Source organism: uncultured Exiguobacterium sp. (assembly GCF_964277885.1).
GTDB lineage: Bacteria > Bacillota > Bacilli > Exiguobacteriales > Exiguobacteriaceae > Exiguobacterium_A.
In genome coordinates, this window is the sequence record NZ_CAXYJR010000006.1 from 148,711 (window position 1) to 165,000 (window position 16,290).

General features: G+C 47.5%; 22 protein-coding genes and 1 riboswitch. Of the genes, 16 read left to right on the top strand and 6 right to left on the bottom strand.

What is annotated here, in order from left to right; genetic code table 11:
* Nucleotides 1-53 precede the first annotated feature (53 nt).
* Nucleotides 54-257: a hypothetical protein gene (locus tag ACHWTJ_RS13815; protein ID WP_035412176.1), complete on the top strand. Its 204-nt coding sequence runs from the start codon at nucleotides 54-56 to the stop codon at nucleotides 255-257.
* Between the two features lie 44 nt (nucleotides 258-301).
* Here the strand turns inward: ACHWTJ_RS13815 and ACHWTJ_RS13820 are convergent, their stop codons facing one another.
* Both ACHWTJ_RS13820 and ACHWTJ_RS13825 read right to left on the bottom strand, forming a co-directional pair.
* The gene (locus ACHWTJ_RS13820) at nucleotides 302-1,612 is read right to left on the bottom strand and encodes a Na+/H+ antiporter NhaC family protein (RefSeq protein ID WP_294739892.1); all 1,311 of its coding nucleotides are present in this window, start codon (nucleotides 1,610-1,612) and stop codon (nucleotides 302-304) included.
* 81 nt (nucleotides 1,613-1,693) lie between these two features.
* A riboswitch (SAM riboswitch) is annotated at nucleotides 1,694-1,798 on the bottom strand.
* A 69-nt stretch (nucleotides 1,799-1,867) separates the two neighbouring features.
* Nucleotides 1,868-2,845: a metal ABC transporter solute-binding protein, Zn/Mn family gene (locus tag ACHWTJ_RS13825; RefSeq protein ID WP_394679879.1), complete on the bottom strand. Its 978-nt coding sequence runs from the start codon at nucleotides 2,843-2,845 to the stop codon at nucleotides 1,868-1,870.
* Between the two features lie 168 nt (nucleotides 2,846-3,013).
* Between ACHWTJ_RS13825 and ACHWTJ_RS13830 the strand changes: the two genes are divergently transcribed.
* Both ACHWTJ_RS13830 and ACHWTJ_RS13835 read left to right on the top strand, forming a co-directional pair.
* Entirely contained in the window at nucleotides 3,014-4,003 is a 990-nt protein-coding gene (locus tag ACHWTJ_RS13830) for an alpha/beta hydrolase (RefSeq protein WP_294748172.1), read from the top strand.
* A 17-nt stretch (nucleotides 4,004-4,020) separates the two neighbouring features.
* A complete protein-coding gene (locus ACHWTJ_RS13835; protein ID WP_394679880.1) occupies nucleotides 4,021-4,611 on the top strand; it encodes a histidine phosphatase family protein in 591 nt (196 codons plus the stop codon).
* Here the strand turns inward: ACHWTJ_RS13835 and ACHWTJ_RS13840 are convergent.
* Nucleotides 4,608-5,099, bottom strand: coding sequence for a YwpF family protein (locus ACHWTJ_RS13840; RefSeq protein WP_035412187.1), 492 nt, complete (start codon nucleotides 5,097-5,099; stop codon nucleotides 4,608-4,610). The two genes, ACHWTJ_RS13835 and ACHWTJ_RS13840, sit on opposite strands and share 4 nt — an antisense overlap.
* A gap of 141 nt (nucleotides 5,100-5,240) precedes the next feature.
* Here ACHWTJ_RS13840 and ACHWTJ_RS13845 point away from each other — a divergent pair, with 141 nt between their 5' ends.
* Nucleotides 5,241-5,567 (top strand): hypothetical protein, encoded by a 327-nt coding sequence (locus tag ACHWTJ_RS13845; protein WP_029342848.1) that lies wholly within the window; start codon nucleotides 5,241-5,243, stop codon nucleotides 5,565-5,567.
* Between the two features lie 50 nt (nucleotides 5,568-5,617).
* Here the strand turns inward: ACHWTJ_RS13845 and ACHWTJ_RS13850 are convergent, their stop codons facing one another.
* Both ACHWTJ_RS13850 and ACHWTJ_RS13855 read right to left on the bottom strand, forming a co-directional pair.
* Entirely contained in the window at nucleotides 5,618-7,069 is a 1,452-nt protein-coding gene (locus ACHWTJ_RS13850; RefSeq protein WP_294739878.1) for a nicotinate phosphoribosyltransferase, read from the bottom strand.
* A 17-nt stretch (nucleotides 7,070-7,086) separates the two neighbouring features.
* Nucleotides 7,087-7,620 carry a cysteine hydrolase family protein gene (locus tag ACHWTJ_RS13855; RefSeq protein ID WP_294739876.1) on the bottom strand — a complete coding sequence of 178 codons (534 nt, stop codon included), beginning with the start codon at nucleotides 7,618-7,620 and terminating at the stop codon, nucleotides 7,087-7,089.
* Between the two features lie 163 nt (nucleotides 7,621-7,783).
* Between ACHWTJ_RS13855 and ACHWTJ_RS13860 the strand changes: the two genes are divergently transcribed.
* The 3 genes from ACHWTJ_RS13860 to ACHWTJ_RS13870 are packed head-to-tail and all read left to right on the top strand — an operon-like array spanning nucleotide 7,784 to nucleotide 8,832.
* Nucleotides 7,784-8,059, top strand: a complete 276-nt coding sequence (locus ACHWTJ_RS13860; RefSeq protein WP_023469630.1) for a 4a-hydroxytetrahydrobiopterin dehydratase — start codon at nucleotides 7,784-7,786, stop codon at nucleotides 8,057-8,059.
* A complete protein-coding gene (locus tag ACHWTJ_RS13865; RefSeq protein WP_294739873.1) occupies nucleotides 8,049-8,549 on the top strand; it encodes a hypothetical protein in 501 nt (166 codons plus the stop codon). The genes ACHWTJ_RS13860 and ACHWTJ_RS13865 overlap by 11 nt, the downstream gene beginning before the upstream one ends.
* A 19-nt stretch (nucleotides 8,550-8,568) precedes the next feature.
* Nucleotides 8,569-8,832, top strand: a complete 264-nt coding sequence (locus ACHWTJ_RS13870) for a hypothetical protein (protein ID WP_023469628.1) — start codon at nucleotides 8,569-8,571, stop codon at nucleotides 8,830-8,832.
* Nucleotides 8,833-8,880: 48 nt separating this feature from the next.
* Here ACHWTJ_RS13870 and ACHWTJ_RS13875 read toward each other — a convergent pair whose 3' ends face one another.
* Nucleotides 8,881-9,621: a rhomboid family intramembrane serine protease gene (locus ACHWTJ_RS13875; protein WP_294739869.1), complete on the bottom strand. Its 741-nt coding sequence runs from the start codon at nucleotides 9,619-9,621 to the stop codon at nucleotides 8,881-8,883.
* A 68-nt stretch (nucleotides 9,622-9,689) separates the two neighbouring features.
* On the opposite strand from ACHWTJ_RS13875, the gene acpS reads away from it, so the two are divergent.
* The 9 genes from acpS (at nucleotide 9,690) to ACHWTJ_RS13920 (ending at nucleotide 16,223) form a co-directional block, all read left to right on the top strand.
* A complete protein-coding gene (gene acpS / locus ACHWTJ_RS13880; RefSeq protein ID WP_294739866.1) occupies nucleotides 9,690-10,070 on the top strand; it encodes a holo-ACP synthase in 381 nt (126 codons plus the stop codon).
* Nucleotides 10,048-11,121, top strand: a complete 1,074-nt coding sequence (alr, locus tag ACHWTJ_RS13885; RefSeq protein ID WP_294739863.1) for an alanine racemase — start codon at nucleotides 10,048-10,050, stop codon at nucleotides 11,119-11,121. The genes acpS and alr overlap by 23 nt, the downstream gene beginning before the upstream one ends.
* 139 nt (nucleotides 11,122-11,260) lie before the next feature.
* Nucleotides 11,261-11,485: a hypothetical protein gene (locus tag ACHWTJ_RS13890; protein WP_023469624.1), complete on the top strand. Its 225-nt coding sequence runs from the start codon at nucleotides 11,261-11,263 to the stop codon at nucleotides 11,483-11,485.
* A gap of 3 nt (nucleotides 11,486-11,488) precedes the next feature.
* Nucleotides 11,489-11,839: a type II toxin-antitoxin system PemK/MazF family toxin gene (locus ACHWTJ_RS13895; RefSeq protein WP_023469623.1), complete on the top strand. Its 351-nt coding sequence runs from the start codon at nucleotides 11,489-11,491 to the stop codon at nucleotides 11,837-11,839.
* 194 nt (nucleotides 11,840-12,033) lie between these two features.
* On the top strand, nucleotides 12,034-12,360 hold the full coding sequence (locus ACHWTJ_RS13900) for an STAS domain-containing protein (RefSeq protein ID WP_029342841.1): 327 nt from the start codon (nucleotides 12,034-12,036) through the stop codon (nucleotides 12,358-12,360).
* Nucleotides 12,357-12,839 (top strand): anti-sigma B factor RsbW, encoded by a 483-nt coding sequence (gene rsbW, locus ACHWTJ_RS13905; protein WP_035412210.1) that lies wholly within the window; start codon nucleotides 12,357-12,359, stop codon nucleotides 12,837-12,839. The genes ACHWTJ_RS13900 and rsbW overlap by 4 nt, the downstream gene beginning before the upstream one ends.
* Nucleotides 12,805-13,602: an RNA polymerase sigma factor SigB gene (sigB, locus tag ACHWTJ_RS13910; protein WP_023469620.1), complete on the top strand. Its 798-nt coding sequence runs from the start codon at nucleotides 12,805-12,807 to the stop codon at nucleotides 13,600-13,602. Before rsbW ends, sigB begins: the two co-directional genes overlap by 35 nt.
* A gap of 63 nt (nucleotides 13,603-13,665) precedes the next feature.
* Complete coding sequence (locus ACHWTJ_RS13915; RefSeq protein ID WP_294748176.1) at nucleotides 13,666-15,786, top strand: Tex family protein; 2,121 nt, start codon at nucleotides 13,666-13,668, stop codon at nucleotides 15,784-15,786.
* Nucleotides 15,783-16,223, top strand: a complete 441-nt coding sequence (locus ACHWTJ_RS13920; RefSeq protein WP_294750344.1) for a SprT family protein — start codon at nucleotides 15,783-15,785, stop codon at nucleotides 16,221-16,223. The genes ACHWTJ_RS13915 and ACHWTJ_RS13920 overlap by 4 nt, the downstream gene beginning before the upstream one ends.
* Nucleotides 16,224-16,290: the final 67 nt, after the last annotated feature.

The following is a 16,290-nucleotide window of genomic DNA, read 5'->3' on the forward strand; positions in this document are numbered from 1 at the left end:
AAAATAGAAGCGTAATAAAATCTGAATGCCTGTCCAAAAAAGGAGGATAACAGATGGCTCAAAAGAATAAAAAGCTATCAAAGGGAGCTTGGCTTAGTATTAGTGCCTTGCTGGTCACACAAGCAGTGAGTCTATTTTTTAGTGCACGAAAGTCAGGACGTAATCCGTGGGTCTGGGGAGGCGCTGGACTCCTTCAGTTTCCACTTCCGGCAATCGCCTATTTAATCTTAGAACGACAAGCAAAGCAGAAAAAATAATGAAACAGGTCCAATCGTCGACGCGATTGGACCTGTTTTTATGGTTAAGAAGAAATTTTTTCTTGTTTCGTCGAAGTCTTCTTCATCCGTGGCAATCCGAAGAAGATAGCAATCGATCCACAGACGAAGAGCAGGAACGGATAGAACAGATACGGAATCAGTTCCGGCGAAGCCGTCTTCGTCAACTCTGCTGCAATCAAGAGTTGTGCCCCATACGGAATGATACCTTGAATACCGCAAGAGAAGATATCAAGAATACTCGCTGATTTCTTACGATCGATTTCATACGTATCGGCGATTTCAGCCGCGAGTGGTCCAGCGACGAGAATCGAGATTGTATTGTTCGCCGTTGCGAGGTTCGTCGCGCTGACGAGTGCCGCCATACTGAATTCGGCACCACGACGCTGTGAAATCTTGCGCGTCAACGTCTCTTTCAAGTAGGCGATTCCACCGTTGAACGTGATCAAACTGACGAGACCACCCATGAGGAGCGTCAAAATCGAAATCTCTGCCATGCCCATCATTCCTTTTGACATCGAAAGGACGAACCCACTTAAACCGAAGCTACCGTCAATCATACCGATGATGCCAGTGAGCAATGTACCACCGACGAGAACGAGGATGACATTGACACCAAATAATGCAAGGACGATGACAGCGAGATATGGAATCAATTTGTAGAACTCGAATGCTTTAGCCGTTACCGCATCGCCAGAACCAGAAACGAACGCGAGTAAGATGACAGTCAAGATGGCAGCCGGTAGGACGATCATGAAGTTCGTCCGGAATTTATCACGCATGTTCGTTTTTTGCGTCCGGACGGCGGCAATCGTCGTATCTGAGATGAACGACAGGTTATCGCCGAACATCGAACCCCCAACGACTGACGCTGCTGCGATTGCGACGTTGATGCCTGTTGCTTCATGAATACCGAAGGCGATCGGTGCGAGCGCAGCAATCGTTCCAGTCGAAGTTCCCATTGCCATCGAGATGAAGGCAGCGATGACGAACAGACCGCTCATCAGGAGTGACGGAGGTAGGAACGTTAAGGCAGCATTGACGGTTGCATCAATCGCACCGATCGCTTCCGCCGTTCCAGAGAACGTACCGGCTAATAAGAAGATGAAGACCATAATCATGATGTCGGGATTTCCGGCACCTGTTGCAATTCGTTCGACCGTTTGATTAATGGATCCTTTTGTCGTGATTGCAGCAAAGATCAAAGCGATCAATGCGGCGATAAGAATCGGAAATTTGTAAAAGTCGTCATAGAAGATCCCGGCTCCGATGAAGAGGACTAGGAATACGACGAGAGGAAGCAGCGCCCATTTGTTAGGCGTGATCGTTTCATTCATTGTTGACACCTCGTTTCTCAAAGATACAAAAAAAGACCCCTTCGCAAGAAAGAAGGAGGTCTTTATGAAATAAAGACGCTCTTCTTATCTCTCAAGCTTTCGCTTGCTGGATTTGGCACAGTACGAATCAAATCGTCCGCTGCCGAAACATCATTGGGCCAGTCCCTCCGTTTCTCGCGATAAAAAGAAGTCATTCAATTGTTGTAAAACACGTTTCTTACCGTATCGCATTGAGTAACGCGTGTCAACTGTACTTTACTGAAGTGCCTTTTTCAATGTTTGGACGTTTTCTTCCATCAAATTGAAATAAGAGCTGTTTTGTTGAGCTTTCGTGACCGACTCTAGATTATGAATCGTCACGGATTCAGCTCCGATTTCTTTTTGGATGACACGTGCGACCTTTGGTGAGACCGTTTCTTCGAACGCGACGTATTTCAAATCATGCATCCGTGCTTCTTTCACTAAAGCAGCCAATTGTTTTTGCGACGGTTCATCGGAAGGGGATATACCCGCGATTGGCAGTTGTGTGAAACCATATCGTTCTGCGAGGTAACCGTAAGCCGCATGCGTAACGAGAAGTTCTTTTTTCGATCCATCAGCGACCGCTTGTTTGAACTCTTCATCGAGTGCGTCAGCTTGTTGATCGAACGCTTTTAAGTTTTTTTCGAATGTTGTTTTGTCTTTTGGTACTTCTTTTGATAGAGCACTTGTAATCGAACGTGCCATTGCTTTTGCGTTGACAGGGTCGAGCCAGACGTGTGGATCGTATTTTCCGTGGTCATGCCCCTCTTCTTCATGCGTATGTTCATCCGTTGTATGATCATCGTGCCCTTCTTCTTCATGTGCATGAAGTGTAGCATTAGATTCTAGTAAGTTGACGTCCTTACTCGTCTCGACGAAGCGGACATCCGTGCCATTTAGACTCTCCTGGATTTTTTTCGAATACGGCTCGAGCGTCGTACCGGTTAAGAGGAACAAGTCGCCCTTAGCAATCTCAGTGAGTTGTTTTGACGTCGGCTCGTAAGAGTGGGGATCTGCTCCAGGTGGAACGATCATCTTGACGTCGACTTGATCACCACCGATTTCGCGGGCAATAGCAGCCGTCGCGAACGTCGATGCATAGATTTCTGTCTTTTTCTCATCTGAAGTCGATGAATTGGTGTTCGATCCACAAGCTGCGAGGATACTAGCGCTCGCGAATGCGACCGTTAAAGCAGGAACGATTTTCTTCATTATATGTTACCTCCGTTATTAAAACGTAATTATTCCGATTTGGACTTTTTCACTATAGCGGAACGCTGAAGAAGCGTCAAGTACGAATACCGAGACGTTCGACTTCTTTTAAAACGGGGTAAAAGATAACAAAGTGAAGAAACTGGCACGTCTTTTGGAGGTGATCAAGTGAAACGTGAAACTGCATGGCTAATGGGGGGAGCTGCATTACTAACGACAGCAGCTGCGGGAGCAAGTATCTGGAATAATTACGGTGCATTACTTCGGTGGACTGAACCCGCCTTGCCAATCACAGAAAAGCAACTCGCACCGCGGACACTCCTCTATAAACAAGTGGGAGACCGTGACTTACAACTCGATCTCTACTATCCGCCGGGGGAAGGACCGTTTCCGGTCGCCATCTACGCACACGGTGGCGCGTTCGTTCGAGGAGAGCGTGAAGACATGTTCTGTTTTAGCCCGATCGTTGATCGCTTGCTTGAACTTGGGGTTGCTGTCTGTAGTATCGATTATCGTCTGTTCGAAGAAGGTAGTTATTTTCCGGATAACCTCGAAGATGTAAGAGATGCATTATGTTTTTTGAACAAGAAAGCGGAGGAACTTCGCATTTTAAGAGGACGGATGATGGTATGGGGAGACTCAGCCGGAGCTGCACTCATGCTGACGACGGCACTTGCCCCATCTGCTTTCGTTGGGGAGCGCGATGAGCGACATATGCCATTGATCAGTGGTGTCATCGCCTTATATCCACCGACGAATTTTTTGTTGTTTAATTTCATCCAGACGTGGATTGCCCACATCAAGTTCTACAAAGGGGGGCGGGAAGAATGGCGCAAGTTGATGACGCACGTCTCACCTGTCACACACCTATCATCGGATGCCCCACCAATCATGCTCCTGCATGGCAAAAAAGACCCAATCGTCCCATTTTCCCAAGCCCTACATTTCGTTGAAAAAGGAGCCGATGTCGGAGCGGATGTTCGTTTGTTCTCTTTTCCGAATGGTACGCATTCACTTGCCAGTTTCGCTCAAACAGAAAATCCATTAAAAATTGAACGGTTACTTGATCGCATCGAGCAATTTACTTGTCAGGTGCTGTTACTGCCACCTCGGCAACTTCCGGATGAAAAACATGATACAATCAGTCATATTTCTTGAATGAAGGAGACAGAGACATGACTGAAATTTGTTTAGTGCGACATGGTCAGACCGATTGGAACTTAAATGAGCGGATCCAAGGAAGAGAAGATATCCCGTTGAATGCAACAGGAAAAAGACAAGCGGAACTCAGTGCCGCTTATCTAGCCGATGAGGAGTGGGATGTCTTGTTAGCAAGTCCATTGTCGCGTGCCGTTGAGACGGCAGAAATCATCGGTCGTGCTGTTGGTTTAACGATCACAGCGACCGATGACCGACTCGTCGAACGCGAATTCGGAGCCGCTTCCGGTGAACCGGTCGCAGCGATTTACGAAGCCGTTCAAGCGAACGATACGACACTTGTGCCAGGTCTTGAAACAGAACAAGCCATCCAGGATCGTGTATTCGAAGCATTACAGGAAGTGACACACACCTATGAGGGGAAACGAATCTTAATTGTCTGTCACTCGCATACGATCAAAGCAGCTTTATCGTCGATCGATGGGACATTCAGTTACCGGACACCTTTGAAAAATGCGTGTGCGAATTATATCCAATATACAGACCACTATACGATTGATCGAATCAATGTAGCGGATCACATCACGGATGAGGTCGAAAAACCTTAAGAAATCGGTGTTTCTGGATGTTCTGCTAGATACTGTTTAAATGTTTCTTTAGCGATGCTCGTGATATGCGCACCACGTTTTGACCGACGATCCTTGTATTCTTGGACGAGTTCCTCGCCGGCAAATCCATCCTCAACGACTTCACGTAAGATCGATTCGGATAAATCATTCTTCATCATGACCATCTTACCGGTGAAGACATACGAGACGTGTTCGCTTAAGGCAGTCCGTTCAAGAGGCGTGACGATCATTGCGGCAGGGTCATTATCGGGTCGTGAGATCGTGATTTCAATCAAAGCACGTAAATGTTTTGTGAACAATTCATCGACGATCGGCTGATCGCTCGAAGGGACGACGATTTCCGCGACCCATTGTGCTGTCTGTTCGGTACTGACCGTCAATCCGTCCTGAATGGCGACAGGAATTGTCGTATCACGTCCTGACTCGTCCATTAAAATGCGTAATGTGCATAATTTAAAGGTTTTCATGAAAAAATGCCCTCCCTTGATCGCTTACGATTTTTCTACAGTATACCGTGAGGAATGTGGGACGGGAAACTTTTCCTGACGAAATTCGTATGAACTATGTTTAAATAAGACTAGATACTACTAACAGGAGGATCGTTCATTATGCCGCAAGTACTCATTGGAATATTAGGAATCCTGGGTATCGTCCTACTTGCCCACCATATCATCATGTATTGGCATGCTGAACCGACAGACCGCCCGACGCTTGCTTATCGCATTGCGCTCCTGATTGCCTGTTTGCTACTCATTAGTGGAAGTGATCATTTAATCAGTATTTTTTACGCGGATTCCTTAGCTGAATTCGGTCAACGCATAACGTATATCGTCTTCATCGGAGGTGCGCTTGGTTTCGCGTGGTACTTTCGTAAGAAGATGGAACAAGCGCCAACAGAAATGACACCTGTCGGAAACGAAGCAGGATTAACATGATAAAAAGCGCCGTTTATCCTGAGGGAGGAAGAACGGCGCTTTTTGGCGTCTTATTTTAAACCACTTGCCAGACGGGTATCCCGAATCATGTCGAGTTTGAGCTTCCAGAGACGATCGCTGAATGTGACGGCATAAATCTCTGGCAACCGAAGGCGTTTGTACTCTTCCCACAGACGACCAATCTGCGTTTCATGGAAGTGACGGCTCTCTTCAATCGTTGGAACTGTATAGACTAGCTCTCCATCCTTGAAGATCGGTTCAAGCAAACGTTCGACCTTGAACTGCTCAACACGGTTACGGAACGATGGGTCCCGGACGTCGATGAGATCGACAGCTTCGAGTGTCGATGGATCTTCATCCATCAACGTTACGTAATCCCCTTTGAACTTATCCGTCACCGGGTCGATGATGCGATAGACTTCCTTGATGTGAGGTGTCGTCGTCTTGGCTTTTGACGATGACACTTTGATGACGGGTGCAAGCTCGCCGTCTACTTCACGCGCGACCAGTTTATAGACCATCCCAAGAGCAGGTTGTTCGTAGGCCGTGATACCGCGTGTCCCGACGAGGAACGTATTGGCTTGGGCACCTTGGATGCGCAAGTCTTGGATGACGTACTCATCGAGGTCCCCTGACAAGACGATATCGACTTCCGGAAAACCGGCTTCGTCAAGCATGTTGCGGGCACGTTTTGACAGGTAGGATAAGTCACCGGAATCAATCCGGATGCCGCGCAGTTTATGTCCTTTAGCTTGAAGTTCCTTCGCGACCGTGATGGCATTCGGAAGACCACTCTTGAGCGTGTCGTACGTATCGACGAGTAACGTCGCTTGATCTGGATAATGAGAAGCAAATGTCCGGAATGCCGTCAATTCGTCATCGTGGAATTGAATGTCGGCGTGCTCCATCGTTCCACCGCATGGAATGCCGAAATCACGTCCTGCTGAAGCAAGACTTGTGACGTCAAAACCAGCGAGGTACGAAGCACGCGTTCCGAAGTAAGCGGCATCGATGCCTTGCGCACGGCGGGCGCCAGCTTCGAGGAACTTCGCGCGGGGAGCCGATTGACGAATCCGTGCGTATTTTGTCGCGATCAGTGATTCGTGGTTCGCGATGTTCAAAATCGCTGTTTGCAAGAGCTTCGCTTCAAAAATGCGTGCCTCGATCCGAATCAGTGGTTCGTTCGGGAAGACGATCTCGCCTTCCTTGACACTTGAGATCGAGCCATTGAACTTGAACTGACGCAGTTCATCCTTGAACTCATCCGGGAAGCCAATCATCTCTTGCAAGTACGTGATGTCCTCTTCCGTGAAACGGAGTGTTTGGATATACTCGATGATATTTTCGAGACCCGCAAAAACGACGTAGCCCCCTTCGAACGGATTCGAACGGTAGTAAACATCAAAGACGGCACGTTCATTATGACGTCCTTCTTTCCAATAGATGTACATCCAACGCGGTAAGTATAGATCGGTATGGAGTGCAAGATTACGTTGTAACATGACGGACAGATCCCTTCTTATTCGCCGACGACTTCTGCGCCGATCGATTGTTTAAAGTGTGTAAGCGCCCACTCGTGACCCGTCGCGTTAAAGCTTGCGACCGCATCGGCATGGACGACGATACGATATCCAAGATTGTAGGCATCGACAGCTGTATGAAGGACACAAATGTCCGTACAGACGCCGACGAGGTGGACTTCGCGGATATCGCGTTCACGCAAGCGTAAATCAAGGTCCGTCCCGGCGAACGCACTATAACGCGTCTTATCGATGACGTGATCAGCGACACGTGCCATGGCTGCGACTTTCCCAAACAGATCACGTCCATGTGTCCCGCGAATATTATGCGGCGGGAAAAGGACGGTTTCCGGGTGGAACGTATCGCCTTCCTCGTGAATATCGTTGGCGATGACGACGTAATCCTCTGTTGAAAATTCCTCCATCAATGTAGCGATCCGTTCTTCAATCGCCTGTCCTGGTTTTCCACAAGTCAGCTTCCCTTCGTCAGCAACGAAGTCGATCGTGTAATCAATAACAATCAGAGCGCGCATGTGCGTGAGCCCCTTTCCGATTTTGAATTAGTGTTCTCTTTCACATTGTACTCTATCTCACATAGAAGGCGAAAGGAAGAAATCGGATACAAACAGGTATAGAGAAATGGTGGAATGGGGTATAAGGTATAGGACGAAAATGATAGTAGAGGAGGAGAAAGGGATGGCTAGGTTGAATGAGTATGAAGTGGAAGAGCGCCTGGAACGATTGCAAGATTGGAGTGTCGTCGATGATGAAATCGTCCGGACCTATACACTCGCATCGTTTCCTGCGGCACTGGATTTTGTACAGGAAGTCGGGAGTATCGCTGAAAACTTGAATCATCATCCGCGGATCGTGATTGACTATAAAAATGTTACACTTGCGGCGACGACTCATGATGAAAACGGATTGACGGAAAAAGACTTTCAACTTGCGGAGGCCTGTGATGCCATCTAAACTTTCAATTACATTCGGTAGCGGTTCGTTCGTGGAACAAATTCGTTCTCGTGATGCTCAAATTCGTGTCGCTAGCGGAAGCGGTGATGCTATCCTCTGGATGGAGACAGACTCGAAATCACCTTTTCAAAGTGGCAATACCTATACGTTGCTCGAATCACGTGGGAATTTTTCGGATGAAGGCAGTCTCTTCTATTGGTCGATTCCAGCGGATCAAAATAGCGGGGATTTATTCGTGCATCAAGTGATGTCAAACCCGAAAGTCATTGGGGCAGAATATGGTGGCTTCCAGGCCTTTCGGATTGGACGTGTCGAAAAGGGGACGGATCTTGTCTTATTGATCCAGTTCCATGAGACAGGGGACGGGGCTCGTTATGCAAAATCAGTTGAACGTCTCACGGTAGACCAGTATGCTGAAGAGGCAGGGAAGTCGTTTGCGCCTTCTCCGGTCATGAAACGGTATCAAATCGTACCACCAACAAATGAGTGAGATGCAGGGGGACTAACAGATGAAGAAAAACTATTTTGTCGTAGCAACACTCGGTGGCGCACTTGTTGGCGCTACTTTATCACTACTGCATAAAGATACGCGTCAAGCGCAGTTCGCAGCAGTGAAACGGACATTCAGCGGCGCAGGAACACAATTGTCTGCTGTCAAACAAGATCCAAAAGGACGCTTTGAGGAACTAAAAGCACTCTATACGGATAATCAGGAAACGATCCATAACCTGATTGATGACGTGAAAGACTTAGCAGAAGTACTTCGCAAATAAGTCAAAAAAGGACTCCCGCTTGTAGAGGAGTCCTTTTTGTATGCCATTTTACAAGTAACGGAAGAATAATCCGAGTACGGCAAAGGCGATGATGATGTAGAAGAAAATACGACCAAGTTGGCCAGAACCGCTTACGAAGACGGGACCACCGCTCGTCCGACGACCGGTTTGGAACGGACGCGTGAATGGCACGGCACGATTACCGAAGACGAATCCGAAGAGGAATCCGAGGACAAAACCGTACAAGTGACCGAAGACAGCGACGTTCGATCCAAGTAACGTAAAGACTGCCGTGACCGCAGTAAAGATATACACAAGACGTGTATCATCTGCCATGATGACTGTCCGTTTGAAGCGACTCAAGTAGACATAAAAACCAAGCAGACCAAGAATGGCGCCGGATGCTCCGGCTTGTCCGTAAAACGGTTCATTGATTTTGGTGAAGTACGTCAAGACGTTCGCGAGCGTACCGACGAGCAAGTAAAAAGCGGCGAATCGAGTATGCCCGATCATCCGCTCGAGAGGCGGTGCGAAAATGACGAGAGCAAACGTATTGAACGCAATGTGCCAAAAATCATAATGCAAGAACGTGGCCGTGACGACACGCCACCATTCACCTTGTCCGATTAAGAGATTGATTGCTGCGCCTGCACTTAAGGGAGAGAACGTCAGATTAAGGAGTCCACCTAACTGTTCGATGACAAATAAGGCGACTTGGATTAAAATGAACAACGAAACGACCGGATAAGAACGTGTGAACGTTTGTAGGTTTTCCGTTCGACTAAACATGACAACACCTCGCTTCATCTTCATTCTATATGAAGATGGCGAAGAATAGAACTGTGGAGGCGTCTCGGATGATTTATGGAATTGGAATCGATTTGGTGGAACTGAATCGAATCGAGCAAACGCTTGAGCGGCAACCACGTTTTGCGGGTAGAATCTTGACGCAGGCAGAGCAGGAGCGATTTCAATCGCTTTCGGGACACCGGAAAATCGAGTACTTGGCAGGTCGCTTCGCTGCAAAGGAAGCGTTCGTCAAAGCATTCGGAACCGGTGTTGGAAAAGAAGTGACCTGGCAGGATGTTGAAGTCTTAAACAACGAGACGGGGCGACCAATCATGAGCGGACCATTCGATGGCTTCATCCATGTCTCGATCACGCATTCAGAGCACTACGCGTCTGCGCAAGTCTTATTAGAGAAGAGGGAATGGGATGTACCGACCAACTTGGATTGAAATCGATCGGGAAGCGATCGCACATAATATACGCGAAATTAAAACACGAATGGGCGAGCAACAGGTGATGGCAGTCGTTAAAGCGGACGGCTATGGTCACGGGGCGGTGACAGTTGCTGAGATTGCTCTTGAGAATGGGGCTGACTTACTCGCTGTCGCACTTCTTGAAGAAGCGATCGAGTTGCGCGAAGCGGGTATCCAAGCACCGATTTTGATGCTTGAAGCTTTACTACCGGAACATGTGACGGTCGCTTCGAATTATGATGTCGCCGTTCCTGTTTTTTCAGCTGAATGGCTCCGGGAGGCGAAACGTCATCTGACTGAGATCGATCATCTCCGTTTGCATATCAAGATCGATACTGGAATGGGACGACTCGGTCTGCAACATGTTGATGAGTTGAAGCAAATTCTTACTGAATGTAATGATGATCTCGTCGAACTTGAAGGTATCTATACGCATTTCGCAACCGCTGACGAGCTAAACAGCCGATTGTTCGAACACCAGCTCGAGACGTTTTTAACGTATGTCGCATATGTACCGGACATTCGATACATTCATTGCGCTAATTCTGCGGCAGCGATTCGTTTAGCGGGACAAGCACCGTTTAACGTCGTTCGGGTGGGTATCGCATTATATGGGGCGATGCCGTCCGATGAGATGGCAGGACATTATGAATTCTTGAAACCAGCGTTTTCACTGAAAAGTCGTTTGATGCAGGTCAAGCAAGTCGAGCCCGGTCAAACGATCAGTTATGGAGCAACCTATACGGCACCGACGGATGAATGGATCGGTACTGTTCCGATCGGTTACGCGGATGGCTGGTCACGCAAGTTCCAAGGCTATTCATTGATTGTGGACGGTCTACCGTGTGAAATCGTTGGTCGAGTCTGCATGGACCGGCTCATGATTCGTTTACCACGGGAATATCCGATCGGGACGGAAGTCATCCTGATTGGAGAAGGGGCACCAATCGAGGAAGCAGCCCATTGGCTCGGGACGATCAACTATGAAGTTCTTTGCCAATTCTCGAAACGCGTGCCGCGTCAATGATTCGTACAAGACATCAATAAGATGGCAAAAATATGTTATTTGTTTGAATTTTGATTGTATTTTCTGAATTCGACTGATATATTGAAGTAGAAAGTGAGTCGTTCGTTAAGGTTTCAGTGAATCTGGAGGTGCCATTATCTTGGTCCAACAACGGGAAATGCAGTTTGTTGAGCGAAATGTAGCGAAGGAGACGATTGGGATGAAGTCGAACCATACGACCGAAGAACGCAAGCGTCAGCTACGTGAGGAATTGAAGCGTGGTTACGAAGAAATGGCAGCAATCAATTTATCGATCGTTGGCGAAATGTTCCAGATTGAAACGGAGGCGGAGTTCTCACTCCTACGTCAAGTAAGCGGGGTGTAAGCTTTGATAGTCAAACGTGGCGACGTGTTTTATGCAAATTTGTCACCTGTGGTCGGATCGGAACAAGGGGGAGTTCGTCCCGTGCTTGTTCTACAAAATGATATTGGTAACCGATTCAGCCCGACAGTCATCGTGGCTGCGATCACGGCACAGATCGACAAAGCCAAACTACCGACCCATGTGGAAGTATATCGAGAGCGACACGGATTAGAACGTGATTCGGTCATCTTACTTGAGCAAATCCGTACAATTGATAAACGCCGTCTAACGGATAAAGTCACACATCTAGATCCAGACACGATGATGAAAGTAAATAGTGCCGTCGCAATCAGCTTAGGCTTGGTTGATTTTTAGGCACTTACATAGAAGCGCAACACAAGAAGAGTCGATACTAGCGTATACGACTTTTTTTGACCTCTTTTTTTATAAAATGGGTTTTAAAGTTTTCTTTACGGGGAAACATACCCAAGTGACCTTTTTATAAAGGGATGAGGTAGGATGAATAGCAAGACCACATAGACAGATTTTCCTTGAGGAGGAACTTGAAGATGGATTTAACAATTAAAACAGAGCAGCTAGACGGTCAGACGCATCTTTATATCGCAGGTGAGATTGATACGTATACCGCACCAAAGCTTCGCCAAGAATTAGTCCCGGCAGTCGAAACGAACGATGTCATCGTCCATTTGGATGAAGTACACTATATGGATTCAACTGGTCTCGGCGTGTTCGTCGGTGCACTCAAAGCAGCGAAAAAGAACGGAACATCGTTCACGCTCGTTGGCGTTTCTGAACGCATCCGTCGTCTATTCGAAATCACAGGTCTTTCAAGCATCATTACAATTGATAGTGGTGTAAGAGGTGGAACGCAATGAAGAACGAACAGCTGAACATGACATTACCGGCAAAACCGGAATATGTAGCCATCGCCCGTTTGACGGTTTCAGGCGTCGCGAACCGAATGGGATATACGTACGATGACATTGAAGATATCAAAATTGCTGTCTCAGAAGCATGTGCGAACGCCGTTCAACATGCGTACGAAGGAAAAGAAGATGGTAGTATCGCGTTGACATGTAATGTCTATCCGGATGATCGTCTTGAAATCATCGTCAAGGACAACGGCATTACATTCGATAAAGATGAGGTCAAACGCCAAAGCGAACCGATTACGGATGCACACGATCTCGACTCCTTGCACGAAGGAGGACTCGGTATCTTGATGATCGAAGCATTGATGGATCAAGTAACGATCGAGAAAGCGAACGGCGTCACTGTCCATATGACAAAATATATGAATAGAGATGAGGTGGGTCAAAGTGCCAGCAAAGTCTCAACAACGCCATCACAGTGATGATGAAGTACTTCGACTGATTGATTTGTATCAGCAGGACGACCAAGATGAGGAAGTGCATGCAGCATTACTCGAGCGTTATTCAGACTTGGTAGAAGCTTTGGCCCGGAAGTTCTCGCGGGGTCGACCGATTCATGACGACCTCGTTCAGGTCGGCATGATTGGGTTACTCGCGGCGCTTCGTCGATTCGATAAGGAATTCGGTCGCAGTTTTGAATCGTTTGCTGTACCAACGATCATCGGTGAAATCAAACGTTTCATCCGCGATAAGACATGGAGCGTTCATGTTCCACGTCGCATCAAGGAACTTGGACCGAAAATCAAGAAGGCAGTCGAGGAATTGACGACGGAGTTGCAACGTTCTCCGCGTATCGATGAGATTGCTGCGCGTCTTGAAGTATCGGAAGAGGAAGTCCTCGAAACACTTGAGATGGGTAAGAGTTATCAAGCGTTATCTGTCGATAGCTCAATTGAGGCAGATCAGGAAGGTAGTACCGTTACGTTACTCGACCTCGTCGGGAATCAAGAAAACGGCTACGACTCAGTTGATCAGCGTTTGATTCTTGAAAAGGCATTTGCTGTCTTAACGGACCGCGAGCGTTCGATTCTCGAATGTGCCTACTACCGCAATATGAGTCAAAAAGAAACGGGCGAATTACTCGGCATTTCACAAATGCACGTTTCCCGTCTCCAACGACGTGCTTTGCAGAAGTTACGTGAAGCGATCAAAGTCGAACCAAATGAAGTATTCTCAAAAGACTGACCTCGTGTCAGTCTTTTTTCTTTTCCATGCGTTCTTCGGTATAATGAATGAGAGGTGAAGCAGATGGAAAAGAGAATCGCAAGTGAATTGAATGTACGTCCTGCGCAAGTGAAGGCAGTCTTACAATTGACGGAAGAAGGCGGTACGATTCCGTTCATCGCCCGCTACCGAAAAGAACAGACAGGTGAACTCGATGAGGTCGCGATCAAAGCGATTCTTGATCGACATAAACAATTAACACAACTTGAAAGTAGACGGAGTGACGTCCTTGAAAAAATCGAGGAGCAAGGTGCATTGACGCCGGAACTCCGTCGAACGCTCGAGGAAGCGACGACGTTACAACAAGTCGAAGATATCTATTTACCGTTTCGACCAAAACGTCGGACAAAGGCGGAAATTGCACGGGAAGCAGGGCTTGCACCACTTGCTGACTGGTTCCGCGACAAGTCTGCTTATGATGAAGCGACATTCCATCGCTTGAGCAATGGGCTGGATCCGGAAGAAGCTCTTACCGGGGCACAATCGATCATTGCCGAGGAGTGGGGCGAACAAGCGACGGTGCGTGAGTTCATTCGTAAGCAAATGCGCCGTTCAGCAGAAATCGTTACGAAACAGAAAAAGGATGCAGTCGATGAAAAAGGTGTATTTGCACAGTATTATGCCTACAGTGAACGGATTCAACAGATCGTTCCGCACCGGATTCTTGCGATTAACCGTGCGGAAGCATTGAAAATCGTCTCTGTGAAAGTCGTGTTAGAGGAACAGCAGGTTTTACCAACATTGCTTCGTTCATACGCACAACTGGCGCCAAAGAAACGCGATATCGTCGAAGCGGTGATCACGACGGGCTATAAAAAATCCGTCTTCCCTGCCATCGAACGAGAAATTCGCAATGAACTGACGGAAAAGGCAGAGCTCCAAGCAATCGACGTCTTTGGTAAGAACCTCCGCCAACTCTATATGCAGCCACCGATGAAAGGGAAAGTCATGTTGGGGCTGGATCCGGCTTACCGGACAGGATGTAAGTGGGCAGTCATCGATCCGACAGGTGAAATGAAAGAAGTCGGCGTCATTTACGTGACGATGTCAGAACAAAAAGCGAAAGAAGCACGTCAAACTCTTTCGCAGCTCGTCGATATATACGGGATCGAATTGATTGCGATCGGCAATGGTACAGCTTCGCGGGAAACAGAAGCATTCGTTGCGGACTGGATGAAGGGGCAAAAAGATATCGCCTTTACGATCGTCGACGAGGCAGGGGCAAGTATTTATTCCGCTTCAGAGATTGCCCGGACAGAGTTCCCAGAGCTTCAGGTTGAACAACGATCCGCGATTTCGATTGCGCGTCGCCTGCAGGATCCACTGGCTGAACTCGTCAAAGTCGACCCGCAGTCTGTCGGAGTCGGTCAATATCAACATGATGTCTCGCAAACGAAACTGAAGGAGACACTTGATTTCGTCGTCGAGACGGTCGTCAACCAAGTCGGAGTTGATGTTAATACAGCGTCAGAACCGCTTTTGAGTTATGTCGCAGGAATCACGAAGGCGACGGCGAAAAAAATCGTCGAACGCCGCTCGGAACTTGGGACGTTCAAGACGCGTCAGGAATTATTGAAAGTTCCTCGTCTTGGTGCAAAGGCATATGAACAGGCAGCAGGATTCCTACGAATTTTAGAAGGTACGCATCCGCTCGACCGGACGCCGATTCATCCGGAACAGTACAAGACAGTCGAGAAGTTATTTAAGACACTCGGCTTAACGCTGGATCAAGTTGGAACGGATGCGGTGCGGGAACAATTGTCTACATTGTCATTACCGGAGATGGCACAGACGCTCGAGATTGGAGAGCCGACATTACGTGACATCATCGAAGCGTTACAACGTCCGGGTCGTGACCCACGGGAAGCGCTCGATAAACCGTTGCTCCGCCAAGATGTTCTATCGATGGATATGATCCAAGTCGGGATGGAGTTCCAAGGGACGGTCCGAAATGTTCTTGATTTTGGTGCGTTCGTTGATATCGGAGTGAAAGAGAATGGTTTAATTCATATCTCGAAGCTCAGTCGTAAACGTGTCAAGCATCCACTTGATGTCGTTGCGGTCGGGGATATCGTGACGGTATGGGTGACGAATGTTGAACCAGAGCGGGGACGGATTGGTTTGACACTGGTTCCGCCGAAATGACGAATGAACAATTACAACGATACGTCGAGCAACTGTCGCTCGACGTATTTTCCTTACCGTTTCGACATGAAGCTTATTTTAATTCACGACTGAAGACGACAGGTGGTCGCTATTTCTTAGGCGATCATCATTTAGACTTCAATAAACGATATATCGATGACATGAAAGTCTTCCGCGGAATCGTGATTCATGAACTGTGTCACTACCATTTACATCTAGCAGGAATGGGGCACCGTCATCAAGATCAAGACTTCAAGGAATGGTTAGAGCGCTACGGTGGGCTTCGATACAGTCCGAGAAGACAAGAAGACGAAAAAAAATCCTATCTTTATGAATGTGAGAAATGCAGCACATTATATAGAAGGAAAAGACGCATGAATACGGAAAGATATCGATGTGGTCGATGTCGTGGAAAGATTTTTTACAAAAGTAGTTGACGTTCATTTCGGAGCATGATAAATTATAGAAGTCGTCAAAACGACAGCAACTAAACAACTTATCGTC